We start from the raw sequence: 12,626 nt of genomic DNA, 5'->3' as shown, positions 1-12,626 counted from the left end.
GGTGTCAATCCGCCGGGAGCCCCACGCCCCGGCGCCCCACGGGGGGACGTGCTCAGCACCACGCGACTCTCTGGGCCTTCGGGCCCTGCCCGGGCGAGCGGTGTCAGGCAGCATAACGCCGTGAATGAGACTCCTCCTCCCACCGATCCTCATGGCCTTCGATCCGGCCTGGACGCCGACAGACTGATGCAGCAGTCCGAGGTGGTCCTCCACCTCGGCAAGCTCATGCTCGCCGCTGGAGCCGGCTCCTACCGGGTGAAGTCGGCGATGGCCAGGGCCGCCTCCGCAGTCGGCATCGACCGCCACCAGGCCACCGTCACCATGACGGAGCTCGTCACCTCCTCCTACGAGGGGGAGCGCTTCCGCACGGAGGCCGCCGAGGTGCGCCGCGTCGGCGTCAATGTCGATCGGCTCGAAGCCCTGCGCCGCATCGTCCACGATCTGCGCGCGCACGAGCGCGTCGAGGTCCTTGAGGCCAAGCTCGCCGAGGTCGAGTCGATGCGCGGGCTCTACGGCCCCGTCGCCAATGCCCTGGCCTCCGGCATCGCCTGCGCCGGGTTCTGCTTCCTCAACAAGGGAGGATGGGCCGAGTGCCTCGCGGTGCTCTTCGCCGCCGCGCTCGGGCAGGCGGCGCGCCGGGCCATGCTTGTGCGCCACATGCAGCACTTCTACACATGGCTCGTCAGCGGCGTCATCGCGTCCACCCTCTACATGGTGGTCATCGCCGGGCTCACCGCCGCCGGGCTCATCTCGCCGGGGCACCAGGGCGGGATCATCTCCGCGATCCTCTTCCTCATCCCCGGCTTCCCCATGGTCACCGCTATGCTCGACCTGTTCCGCCAGGACTTCTCCTCCGCGGTGTCCCGCATGTCCTACGTCATCATGGTCATGATGGCGGCCGGCGTCGCCGTCTGGACCGTCACCTCCATCGCCGACTGGGACGTCAACGGGACAGCCGCCCTCACGCCCGAGGGACCGGTCCTCTACGGCCTCCGCCTCCTGTGCTCCTTCGTGGCCGCCTACGGCTTCGCCGTCCTGTTCAACGCCCGGGCGCGCGCCTGCCTCATCTCCGCGATCATCGGGGCCGTGGCGAACACGGGCAGGCTCGTCCTCATCGACGTTCACCACGTTCCGTGGCAGATGGCCGTGGGGCTGGCCGCCATCGTCATCGGCCTGCTCGCCCAGACCTTCGTCTCACGGGCCTCCCTGTCCCGCGTGGCTCTGTCCGTGCCGGCGGTCGTCATCATGATCCCCGGCGTCCCCTTCTACCGCGCGATCTCCGCGCTCAACGACCACACGGTCGACACGAGGGTGGCCGTCGGCCAGGCGGCCGCCAGCATCGCGGAGGTCTTCTTCGTCATCACCGCCATCGGCGTGGGCCTCGCGCTGGCCCGCATCATGACGGACCGCAACTGGCGCCACGACGTGCCCACCTCCGGCATGATCGAGCTGCCCGAGCCCGAGGGCGACTGAGAGCGGTCCGCGCCGGTGGGACGCGCTGACGAGGAGGGCCCGGGCTCACCATGAGTGAGCCCGGGCCCTCCTCGTGCCCGTGGGCCGTGCCTCACAGGCCGCCGAGGATCTGCGCCATGAGGATCTTCACGATCATGGCCACGGGGTAGACCATCGCGTAGCCCAGGGCCACCCGGGGGTCGGCCCCGGTGCGCTCGTTGGCGAAGGCCAGCACCGCTGGCTGGGTCTGCGCCCCGCCGATGAGCCCGGACAGGCGCGTCCCGCCCATCCTCACGATCCAGCGCATCGAGGCGTACAGGCCCATCCCGACGATCGTCGTGATGACGAACCCGGTGACCAGGATCTTCCACCAGTCGCCACCGGTGAAGGCGTCGGCGATCTGGCCGCCCGCCTTCGTGCCGGCCTGGGCGAGGAAGACCAGGAGCCCGAGCTCCGCGAGCACGGCCGTGGCGGTGAAGGGGATAGCCGTCACGAAGCTCTTGATGCGCCCGATCCGACCGAACACGAGCCCGACGAGGAGCGTGCCCGCCGCCGAGCCGATGGAGAAGGTGGCGCCGGTCGGGGTGAGGATCTCCCACTCGCCGATGACGATGCCCAGGCCCATGCCCAGGCCGAGCGCGATGGGGTTGATCGAGGACAGGCCCCGCGCGGAGTCCCCGAAGAACTTCGACACCTCGGCCATCCGCCCGGTGGGGGCGACGACGCGCACGCGGTCCCCCTGCTGGAGGACCAGGTCCGGGGTGCCGACCATGTCGACGTCACCGCGCCGCACGCGCGAGATCGTCGCGCCGAAGCGGCGGTCGATGTCGAGATCGGCGAGGGTGCGGCCGGCGAGCTTCGGGTCCGAGACGGTGATGCGCCGGAAGTCGAGGTACTTGCGGTCCTCGATGAGGGAGTGCGACGAGCCGTGCCCCAGCTCCTTGATGACCTGGTTGACGGCGTCCTGGCTGCCGACGACGGTCACCAGGTCGTCCTTGAACACGCGGTCCCCGCTCGAGGGACGGGTGATCGGCCCGGTCTCACCGCGCCGCAGGCGCGAGAACTTGAGCTCCCCGGAGATCCTGGCGGCGATATCGGCGATCATCGGGCCGTCGGAGCGCTCCACACGGATCGTTCGGTTGGCCAGGGGGGAGGGCTTGTCGCGGTCCGAGCTGCGGTAGCGCAGGGCCAGGAGGGTGAAGAACAGCATCCCGATGACGCCGTACAGGTAGGCGACGGCGTAGCCGACCGTGGCGATCGCGGCGCCCTCGGGATTCCCCGAGAGCGTGGCGGCGTTGCCCGCGGCGGCCAGGGCCGGCGTGTTGGTGAGCGCCCCGGCGAAGGTGCCGGCGATCTGGGCGGAGTCCATGCCCAGGACGTGGCCCAGGCCCAGGCCGGAGCCCGCGGCCACGATGAAGAACAGCAGCATGAGCGCCAGCGGCCCCGCCGCGGTGCGCAGCACGTGGAAGAAGTTGGGGCCCGATTGGATGCCGATGGCGAAGGTGAAGATCGCCAGGCCGAGCGTCCCCAGTGGGGCGGGGATCGCGATCTCGACCTGCTGGGAGGTTCCCCAGGCCGCCAGGGCGATGCCCGCGAAGAGGACGGCGGCCGCTCCCAGGCTGACTCCGCGCACCTTGACATGGCCGACGAGCATCCCCAGCCCGATGAGCAGGAACAGCACGAGAACAGGGTTCTCGGCCAGATGAGTGAGTAGTCCGTGGGTCACGATGATCGTAGCCTTCCGGTCCTGCCCAGCCTCGGCGCGCAGGGTCGTCATTGAGATGCGGTCATGCTCAGGGACTGCGATGCCCCTGCCCGCCGGTGGCGCCCGGCGGATGCCATGACATTCTCTCATCAACGGGACCGCGTCTGATGACGGACCAAGGGCACAGCGGCCGGCATGCGGCCTGACCGGGCCGCATGCCCCTCGCCATCATCCGTGATTCCATGATGTGAGATGGTTGATCTCTGATATGACTCACCTCGTGGACTGCCATACGGTGGTCCCAGCCGGCGCCGCGCCGGGAGGACCGACCGATTGGAGGGCGATGATGGCGCGCCAGGACACCCCGAACGCGGCCGTCCCCGAGGTGATGACGGGGGCGGAGGCCCTCGTGCGCTCTCTGGAGGAGCTCGGGGTCACCGACATCTTCGGCATGCCGGGCGGCGCGATCCTCCCCTTCTACGATCCGCTGCTGGCCAGCTCCAGGATCCGCCACATCCTCGTGCGCCATGAGCAGGGCGCCGGGCACGCGGCCCAGGGCTACGCCCTGGCCACCGGGAGGCCGGGCGTATGTGTGGCCACCTCCGGCCCCGGGGCGACCAACCTCATCACCCCCATCGGTGACGCGCATATGGACTCCGTGCCCATGGTCGCCATCACGGGGCAGGTGAGCGCGGGCTCCATCGGGACCGACGCCTTCCAGGAAGCCGACGTGATCGGCTCGACGATGCCCTTTGTCAAGCACTCCTTCCTGGTGTCCGATCCCGCGGAGATCCCCGAGCGCGTCGCCGAGGCCTTCCACCTGGCCTCCACCGGGCGCCCGGGCCCCGTCGTCGTCGACGTCACCAAGGACGCCCAGGTGGGCGTCGCCGAGTTCCACTGGCCGCCCCGGCTGAGCCTGCCCGGCTACAACCTGCCAGGGCGGCCCAACCAGCGGCGCATCGAGCAGGCCGCTGAGATGCTCGCCAACGCCCAGCGCCCCGTTCTCTACCTCGGCGGCGGCCTGTCCCGGGCGGGCATCGCCACCGAGGCGCTCACCGAGCTCATCGACACCCTCGGCGCCCCCTTCGTCACCACGCTCACCGCGTTGGACATCATGCCCACCGATCACCCCCTCCACCTGGGGATGCCGGGGATGCACGGCACCGTGCCCGCCGTCGGGGCCCTCCAGAGGGCGGACGTCGTCGTCAGCCTCGGCGCGCGCTTCGACGACCGCGTCACGGGCAGGCCCGACACCTTCGCGCGGCGCGCCGCCGTCATCCACGCCGACATCGACCCCGCTGAGATCTCCAAGATCCGCACCGCGGACGTGCCCATCGTCGGCGACCTCCTCGATGTCGTCCCCGCGCTCGCCGCGGCGATCGCCGCGCGGGGCGAGGATCGCGTGAGCCTGGAGCCCTGGGTGGCGGAGGTCAGCGATGTCCGCCGCCGCTACCCCATCGCCTGGACCGACACCGACGACGGCGTCCTCCAGCCCCAGGAGGTCATCACCCACCTGGCCGCCGGCGCCCCCAAGGACACGATCTGGGCCACGGGCGTCGGGCAGCACCAGATGTGGGCCGCGCACTTCCTGGGCTTCAACCAGCCCCGCTCCTGGCTCACCTCGGCGGGGGCTGGCACCATGGGGTACGGCGTGCCCGCCGCCATGGGCGCCAAGGTCGGTCGGCCCGACCGGCCCGTGTGGCTCATCGACGGCGACGGCTGCTTCCAGATGACCAACCAGGAGCTCGCCACCTGCGCCCTCAACGAGATACCCATCAAGGTCGCCATCATCAACAACTCCTCCCTGGGCATGGTGCGCCAGTGGCAGACCCTCTTCTACGGGCAGCGCTACTCCAACACGGACCTGCACACCGGCTCCGGAACCCGGCGCATCCCCGACTTCGTGACCCTGGCGCAGGCCTACGGTGCCGTGGGCCTGCGCTGCGAGCGCCTGGAGGACCTCGACGAGGTCATCGAGAAGGCCAACGCCATCAACGACCGCCCCGTCGTCGTCGACTTCATCTGCTCGGCCGACGCCCAGGTGTGGCCGATGGTCGCCGCGGGCGTGTCCAATGACGAGATTCAGCACGCCCTGGGCATGAGCCCGGCGTGGGAGGAGGAGTGAGCCCCATGAGCGCAGCCAGTACCGCGGGCGCGGCGAGCGCCGCGGGCACGATGCACACCCTGTCCGTGCTGGTTGAGGACACCCCGGGCGTCCTGACCCGTGTGTCCGCGCTGTTCACCCGTCGCGGCTTCAACATCCGCTCCCTGGCCGTGGGCCCCACCGACACCGACGGCGTCTCGCGCATCACCGTGATCGCTGACGCCGAGGGCCGGGCCATGGAACAGGTGACCAAGCAGCTCAACAAGCTCGTCAACGTCCTCAAGATCGTCGAGCTCGATCCCGCCACCTCGGTGGAGCGCGAGCTCTACCTCATCAAGGTCCACGCCGACGATGCCAACCGCACCGCCGTCCTGCAGATCGTCGACCTGTTCCGCGCGCATGTCGTCGACGTCTCCCCGAGCTCGGTGGTCATCGAGACCGTCGGCTCGGAGTCGAAGGTCCGGGCACTGCTGACCTCCTTGGAGCCCTACGGGGTCAAGGAGATCGTCCAGTCCGGTGCCGTCGCCATCACGCGCGGTCCGAGATCCATCACAGATCAACTTAAGGAAAAGTGAGAATCCATCATGGCAGCTGAGAAGTTCTACGACGACGACGCCGACCTGTCCGTCATCCAGTCCAAGAAGGTCGCGGTGATCGGCTACGGCTCCCAGGGCCACGCCCACGCGCTCAACCTGCGCGACTCCGGCGTCGAGGTCATCGTCGGCCTGCGTGAGGGATCCGCCTCGGTCGCCAAGGCGGAGGAGGCCGGCCTGCAGGTCAAGCCCGTCGCCGAGGCCGTCGCCTGGGGTGACGTCATCGTCGTGCTCGCCCCGGACCAGGTCCAGGCGACGCTGTACGCCGAGCAGATCGAGCCGAGCATCAAGCCCGGCTCCGCCCTGCTCTTCTCCCACGGGTTCAACATCCACTTCGGCTACATCAAGCCGGCCGCCGATATCGACGTCGTCATGGTCGCCCCTAAGGGCCCCGGCCACACGGTGCGCCGCGAGTTCGAGGCGGGCCGCGGCGTGCCCGTGCTCGCGTGCGTCGAGCAGGACGCCACCGGCCAGGCCTGGCCGCTCGCGCTGTCCTACGCCAAGGCCATCGGCGGCACTCGCGCCGGCGCCATCAAGACCACGTTCCGCGAGGAGACCGAGACGGACCTCTTCGGCGAGCAGGCCGTCCTGTGCGGAGGCGCCTCCCAGCTCATCCAGTACGGCTTCGAGACGCTGGTCGAGGCCGGCTACCAGCCGGAGATGGCCTACTTCGAGGTCCTGCACGAGCTCAAGCTCATCGTGGACCTCATCGTCGAGGGCGGCATCTCCAAGCAGCGCTGGTCCATCTCCGACACCGCCGAGTACGGCGACTACGTCTCCGGTCCCCGCGTCATCACCCCGGATGTCAAGGAGCGCATGAAGGAGGTCCTCGCGGACATCCAGAACGGCTCCTTCGCCAAGCGCTTCATGGATGACCAGGCCGCCGGCGGCCCCGAGTTCAAGGAGCTGCGGGCCAAGGGCGAGGGTCACCCGATCGAGAAGGTCGGCCGCGAGGTCCGCTCGATGTTCGCCTGGCGCGCCGAGGTCGACTCCGACTACACCGAGGGCTCCGTCGCCCGCTGACGCGCGCCTCCTCGCGAGACCGGTCGAAATCAGGAGCGAGACCGGTTCCGCGCTATAAGGCGCCGTGGGGCCCGCCGAGGATCTCGGCGGGCCCCACGCTCATGCGCGACGCGCTGTCGGCGTCCCACGAGGCCGCGATATGAGATGCGCGCGGAGGTGGAACGAGGCAGGCCATAGGGTCCGACCATGACGCAGACCATCAGGCTCGCAGTGATCCCCGGCGACGGCATCGGCAAGGAGGTCGTCCCCGAGGGCCTCAAGGTCCTCGACGCCGCCCTGGCCGGAACCGGCACGTCCATCGAGCGCACCGACTTCGACCTCGGCGCCGAGCGCTGGCACGCCACGGGCGACACCCTCACCGACGAGGACCTCGCCGCCATCAAGGAGCACGACGCCATCCTCCTGGGCGCCGTTGGCGACCCCTCCGTGCCCTCCGGCGTCCTGGAGCGCGGCCTCCTCCTGCGCCTTCGCTTTGAGCTCGACCACTACGTCAACCTGCGCCCGGCCAAGCACTACCCGGGTGTGCCCACGCCGCTGGCCGAGCCCGGGGACATCGACTTCGTCGTCGTGCGCGAGGGCACCGAGGGCCTCTACTGCGGCAACGGCGGCGCCGTGCGCGTGGGCACCCCTCACGAGATCGCCACCGAGGTCAGCGTCAACACGGCTTTCGGCGTCGAGCGCCTCGTGCGCTACGCCTTCGAGCAGGCCAATGCCCGCCGCCACCGCCTCACCCTCGTCCACAAGCACAACGTCCTCGTCCACGCGGGCCACCTGTGGCGGCGCACCGTCGAGGCCGTCGGCGCCGAGTACCCCGGCGTGAGCATCGACTACTGCCACGTCGACGCCGCCACCATCTACATGGTCACCGACCCCTCCCGCTTCGACGTCATCGTCACCGACAACCTCTTCGGCGACATCCTCACCGACGAGGCCGGGGCCATCACCGGTGGCATCGGTCTGGCCGCCTCCGGCAACATCAACCCCGACCGGGCCTTCCCCTCCATGTTCGAGCCCGTCCACGGATCGGCCCCCGATATCGCGGGCCAGGGCATCGCCGACCCCACGGCCACGATCCTGGCCGCCGCCCTCCTGCTGGAGCACATCGGCGAGCCCGATGCCGCCGCGCGGGTGAGCGCGGCCGTCGACGCCGACATGGCCGCCCGGGCGCGCGCGAACGAGGAGGGCGGTCCGCTGACCCGCTCGACCAGCGAGATCGGGGACGCGATCACCGCGGCGCTGCGGGCCTGAGCCGCCGAGGGGCCCGCCCCGGGGCGCGGCGTCGCCGCGGCGGCGATAGTGGAGGCCACCGCGGCGACGACAGCGCGAGACGGCATGCGAGACCCCCTGTCCGGTCAATGAGAACGGACGTAGGGTGTGCCCATGCCTGAGACCACCGCTGCGATGCCGCGCCCCCCGATCGATTCCCTCACCACCCCGCTGGCCCGCGCCGCAGAGGTCCCCGTCCCCGCCGCGGACGAGCTTGCCGACCGCTTCACGCTCACCCCCAACCCCGCGCCCGCCAGCGAGGCGGAGCGGGCCGAGCGCCTCGCCAGCCCCGGGTTCGGCTCCAGCTTCACCGACCACATGGCCCACGCCCGCTGGATCGCCGGGCAGGGCTGGACCGATCTCGGCATCGTCCCCTTCGGGGACATCAGCCTCTCCCCGGCGGCCGCCGTCCTCCACTACAGCCAGGAGGTCTTCGAGGGCATCAAGGCCTATCGCCACGCCGACGGCTCCGTGTGGACCTTCCGGCCCCGGTACAACGCCGCCCGCATGGCCGCCTCCGCGCGCCGCCTGGCCATGCCCGAGCTTCCTGAGGAGGACTTCATCGCCTCCCTGGTCGGCCTCGTGCGCGCCGACGCCGCCTGGGTCCCCTCCGGCGAGGGCGAGTCCCTCTACCTGCGGCCCTTCGCCTTCGCCTCCGAGGCCTTCCTCGGGGTCCACTCCGCCAGCGTCGTCGACTACTACGTCATCGCCTCGCCGTCGGGCGCCTACTTCACGGGCGGACTGACCCCCATCAGCATCTGGGTCTCCAGTGAGTACCACCGCGCCGGCCGGGGCGGCACGGGCGCGGCCAAGACCGGCGGCAACTACGCCGGCTCCCTCCTGCCCCAGCGGATCGCGGCCGAGCAGGGCTGCGACCAGGTCTGCTTCCTCGACGACGTCACCCAGACGAATATCGAGGAGCTCGGCGGCATGAACCTCATGGTCGTCGACGCCGATGGCACCGTGCGCACGCCCCGCCTGACCGGCACGATCCTCGAGGGCTCCACCCGCTCGGCGATCCTGCGCCTCCTGGCGGATTCCGGACGGCGAGTCGTCGAGGACACGATCAGCCTGCGGGGCCTGCTCGACGGCATCCGCTCCGGGGCCATCAGCGAGGTCTTCGCCTGCGGGACCGCGGCCGTCGTCGTCCCGCTGGGCCGCCTCAAGGGGGAGGGCTTCGAGGTCGAGCTCAGCGGGCACGAGGTGACCAGTGAGATCCACTCCCGGCTGACCGCCATCCAGAACGGCATCGAGCCCGACCCCTACGGATGGATGTACCGGCTCGCCTGAGCCGCGGCTCCGCCCCCTGACCCGGCCCACCCCTGATCGTGCCCGGCCCACGGCTGCCCCAGCGCCTCCGACGGCGGTGGGGCAGGCCCGCGCTCAGCTTCGTCCTGGCCTCCCCCGGGGGCCCGGAGGCGGCCCAGGCGGCGATCCGCTCCTGCCTCAACCAGTCCCTGCGCCAGGTCGAGGTCATCGTCGCCGCGGGCGGCGCCGCCGGGGGCCGGGCCCTGAGCGGGACCGCCCGCGAGGCCGTCGAGGCGCTCGCCACCCGGGACTCCCGCGTCCGCGTCATCGACGGCGGCGCCGGGGAGGCCCTGGGGGCCGCCCGCTCCCGATGGGCGCTCCTCATGATGGAGGAGGATCGGATCGAGCACGAGGGGCCCGCCGCCCTCATCGACTCCCTCGAACGATCGGGCTCCGACCTCGCCGTCGGGGCGAGCCGCGTGCTCGACGGCGACTGGCGAGCCGAGCCCCTGGGCCCCACCGGCCGCGGACTGCGCCTCGATGAGGCCCTGGGCATCCTGGAGGCCCCAGCGCCCGGCCGCCTCGTGGCCCGCACGAGCGCCTGGCGCCGCCTGGCCCGCGGCGGCGCGCTCGGTGATCCTCAGGACTGCGCCGACGCCGTTCTCAGCCTGCTGCTGGCCGCGAGGAGTATCGACGTCGTCAACGCCCTCGTCCGCTCCCGCACGGCGATGGAGCCGCTCAGTCGGGAGTGCCGGCTGGAGCGGCTGGCCCGCTTCGCGGATCACCTGCCGGCGCTGCTCAGCGGCGCCGTCGGCTCTGTGCGCGAGCGCGTCCTGGGGAGCGTCCTGAGGGACAGGCTCCTGCCCCTCGCCCTATCCGCCGCGACGGCCGGGGACGAGGGGGCCCGGCGCCTGCGCGCCCTGGCCGCCCGGCTCGTCCCCGGCGCGGCCGACCCGGCCTGGGCGACGCTGCCGCTCCTCGACCGGGTGCTGCTCTGGGTCCTGGCCCACGGCCCCCTCGACGAGCTCTGGGAGGCCCTGGCCTCGCGCGCCGAGGACACCACCTGCCTCCCCCTCGTCCCCGATGCCCGTGCCCAGGCCGGTCTGGCGGCCGCCGCCCCCGTCCTGGGGCGCCTGACCGCCCTGCCCGCGGAGCTGCTCGTCATCCGGCCCATCGACCTGCGCGTGGAGGCCCGTGCCACGAGCCTGGCGTGGCGCGACGCGGGCACCCTCGTCATCGAGGGCTGGGCGCGCGTGCCCGGCCTCGATCCCGCGCTCGCCGGGGCGCCCCGGGTCGCGCTCGTCGGCGAGCCGGCCCGCGAGGGGGACGCCACTCCCGTCAGGGACGGGGCGCCCGCGCCGAGCGCCGTCGAGATCGAGCCGCGCAGCGCCCCCGAGGCCGATGAGGACGCCCAGGACCCTTGGCGCGGCTACGAGGCCGCGGGCTTCCGCGCCACCGTGAGCCTGGGCGCGCCGCCCGGGACCGGCGCTGAGCTGCGCGTGGCGCTGAGCGCGGGGAACCAGGAGCTCTCGGACCACCTGGCGGCCCCGATCTGGATGAGCGGGGCGGTGGGCTCGGGCGGGAGCGCCGCCTGGCGCGGCGCGGACGGTCGATTGCGGGTCGGCGCGGCACCGGCCGCCCCCGGTGGGGAGACTCCGGCTTCGGGAGAGGCACCCGGGGCCGCCCGGATCGGCCGGGCCTGGGCCGAGGGGGAGAGCCTCTGGCTGGAGGGGCCGGGAGGCGACTGGGTGGAGGAGTCCTCGGCGCGCCTTATCCTCACCTCGTCCCGAGGGGTCGCGGAAGCCGTCATGGAGCCCTCCGCCCCCCTGTGGCGCGCCTCGATCCCGCTCAACGACCCCGGCATCGCGCGAGGGGCCTACCGGCTCCGATGGGCGCTGCCCGGCGGGACGGCCACGGACTGCGTCCCCGCGGCCGGGCTCGCCCCGGTGGTCGACTTGGCCGGCCGCTCCCGCAGCGCGCGGCTCGCCATCGAGACCGGGCGCGTCTCCTTGAGCCTGCTGCCGCCCCTGGCCCCCGGGGAGCGGACGCGGCGCGGCAGGCGCCTGCTCATCGACAAGGACGCCGGGCCGCTCGTCGACGGCGTGCTCCTGGAGTCCTTCCAGGGCCGCAGCGGCGGGGACAGCCCCGGCGCCATCGCGGCAGACCTGGCGCGACGAGGGCTGGGCGCCCCGCTCTGGTTCTCCGTCATCGACGGGACGGTGCCCGCGCCACCCGGCACGATCCCGGTCGTCCGCGGCTCCGAGGAGTGGTTCCGCGCCCTGCGCGCGGCGCGCGTCATCATCACCAACGACTGCCTGCCGATCTGGTGGGCCAAGCGCCCCGGCCAGCGGGTCATGCAGACCTGGCACGGCACGCCGATCAAGCGCCTCGGCCACGACGCCGCCCCCGGGGCGACCAGCCTCACGTACCTGCGCATGATCGCCGCCCAGGCCCCGCAGTGGGACCTGCTGCTCGCGCAGTCGCCCACCGCGGAGGAGCGCCTGCGCTCGGCGCTCGGCTTCACGGGCCCCGCCCTGGTGGGGGAGTACCCCCGCAACGCGCCCCTGACCGCCGGGGAGCGCCCCCGGGGCGAGACCCGGCGCCGAGCACGCGCCGAGCTGGGCATCCCCGACGACGCCCTGGTGGTCCTGCTGGCCCCCACCTGGCGCGAGGGCCTGCGCGAGCGGGAGGCCCCGATCACCCGCATCGCCGACGCCGCGAGCATCGCCCGCGAGACCGGCGCCGTCGTCCTGGTGCGCGGGCACCACATGAACCGCCTCGCGCTCGCCACCCCGGACGGGGGCCCCGGCGCCTCCGCGGGGGTCATCGACGTCAGCGGGCATCCCCGCGCGGAGGCCCTCATGCTCGCCGCGGACGTGCTCGTCACCGACTACTCGAGCATCATCATGGACTTCGCGCTCACGGGCCGCCCCGCGATCGCGCATGTGCCCGACCTGGAGGACTACCGGCGCCGTCAGGGCCTGTACGGCCACTGGCCCGACGACGCCCCCTGGCCCGTCACCCACGACGACGCCGGGCTCATCGCCGAGCTGCGCCGGGCCCTGGCCGCTCCTCCTGGCCCGGGCGGCTGGCCGGCCACCGCCGCCCTGGAGGGCTCCGGCCCCGATCCCGTCGAGCGGACTCTGGCGGCTCTGCGCGCCTGGGTGGCGCAGTCCCTGGGGCATCTGCCCTGATGACACTCCTGCCGGTCTCGCGGGCTGGTGGAAACGCCACC

The 12,626-nt window shown here is 72.4% G+C and carries 8 protein-coding genes; 7 read left to right on the top strand and 1 reads right to left on the bottom strand.

What is annotated here, in order from left to right; translation table 11 throughout:
- The first annotated feature begins 186 nt into the window (after positions 1 to 186).
- Positions 187 to 1,473, top strand: coding sequence for a threonine/serine exporter family protein (locus ABXS69_RS08145; RefSeq protein WP_366181577.1), 1,287 nt, complete (start codon positions 187 to 189; stop codon positions 1,471 to 1,473).
- A gap of 91 nt (positions 1,474 to 1,564) precedes the next feature.
- Here ABXS69_RS08145 and ABXS69_RS08140 read toward each other — a convergent pair whose 3' ends face one another.
- Positions 1,565 to 3,178, bottom strand: coding sequence for a TrkA C-terminal domain-containing protein (locus tag ABXS69_RS08140; RefSeq protein ID WP_366180193.1), 1,614 nt, complete (start codon positions 3,176 to 3,178; stop codon positions 1,565 to 1,567).
- Positions 3,179 to 3,503: 325 nt separating this feature from the next.
- Here ABXS69_RS08140 and ABXS69_RS08135 point away from each other — a divergent pair, with 325 nt between their 5' ends.
- The 6 genes from ABXS69_RS08135 to ABXS69_RS08110 all read left to right on the top strand — a co-directional run bounded on the left by ABXS69_RS08135 (position 3,504) and on the right by ABXS69_RS08110 (position 12,585).
- Positions 3,504 to 5,282, top strand: a complete 1,779-nt coding sequence (locus ABXS69_RS08135; protein WP_366180192.1) for an acetolactate synthase large subunit — start codon at positions 3,504 to 3,506, stop codon at positions 5,280 to 5,282.
- A gap of 5 nt (positions 5,283 to 5,287) precedes the next feature.
- A complete protein-coding gene (gene ilvN, locus ABXS69_RS08130) occupies positions 5,288 to 5,836 on the top strand; it encodes an acetolactate synthase small subunit (protein ID WP_366180191.1) in 549 nt (182 codons plus the stop codon).
- 9 nt (positions 5,837 to 5,845) lie between these two features.
- The gene (gene ilvC, locus ABXS69_RS08125) at positions 5,846 to 6,877 is read left to right on the top strand and encodes a ketol-acid reductoisomerase (protein WP_366180190.1); all 1,032 of its coding nucleotides are present in this window, start codon (positions 5,846 to 5,848) and stop codon (positions 6,875 to 6,877) included.
- A 186-nt stretch (positions 6,878 to 7,063) separates the two neighbouring features.
- Positions 7,064 to 8,125 (top strand): 3-isopropylmalate dehydrogenase, encoded by a 1,062-nt coding sequence (locus ABXS69_RS08120; protein WP_366180189.1) that lies wholly within the window; start codon positions 7,064 to 7,066, stop codon positions 8,123 to 8,125.
- Positions 8,126 to 8,257: 132 nt separating this feature from the next.
- Positions 8,258 to 9,433 carry a branched-chain amino acid aminotransferase gene (locus tag ABXS69_RS08115; RefSeq protein WP_366180188.1) on the top strand — a complete coding sequence of 392 codons (1,176 nt, stop codon included), beginning with the start codon at positions 8,258 to 8,260 and terminating at the stop codon, positions 9,431 to 9,433.
- 38 nt (positions 9,434 to 9,471) lie between these two features.
- Positions 9,472 to 12,585, top strand: a complete 3,114-nt coding sequence (locus ABXS69_RS08110) for a CDP-glycerol glycerophosphotransferase family protein (RefSeq protein WP_366180187.1) — start codon at positions 9,472 to 9,474, stop codon at positions 12,583 to 12,585.
- The last annotated feature ends 41 nt before the right edge of the window (positions 12,586 to 12,626 follow it).

Source organism: Actinomyces timonensis, assembly GCF_040702965.1.
Classification (GTDB): Bacteria; Actinomycetota; Actinomycetes; order Actinomycetales; family Actinomycetaceae; genus Actinomyces; species Actinomyces timonensis_A.
Note: the sequence above shows the minus strand (reverse complement) of the source record. Positions and strands in the feature narration are given on the sequence as shown.

Excerpts from the sequence above, each read along its gene's own strand:
- ABXS69_RS08145 (WP_366181577.1), top strand. The coding sequence starts at position 187 with ATGCAGCAGTCCGAGGTGGTCCTCCACCTCGGCAAGCTCATGCTCGCC.
- ilvC (WP_366180190.1), top strand. The coding sequence starts at position 5,846 with ATGGCAGCTGAGAAGTTCTACGACGACGACGCCGACCTGTCCGTCATC.
- ilvN (WP_366180191.1), top strand. The coding sequence starts at position 5,288 with ATGAGCGCAGCCAGTACCGCGGGCGCGGCGAGCGCCGCGGGCACGATG.
- ABXS69_RS08115 (WP_366180188.1), top strand. The coding sequence starts at position 8,258 with ATGCCTGAGACCACCGCTGCGATGCCGCGCCCCCCGATCGATTCCCTC.
- ABXS69_RS08135 (WP_366180192.1), top strand. The coding sequence starts at position 3,504 with ATGGCGCGCCAGGACACCCCGAACGCGGCCGTCCCCGAGGTGATGACG.
- ABXS69_RS08120 (WP_366180189.1), top strand. The coding sequence starts at position 7,064 with ATGACGCAGACCATCAGGCTCGCAGTGATCCCCGGCGACGGCATCGGC.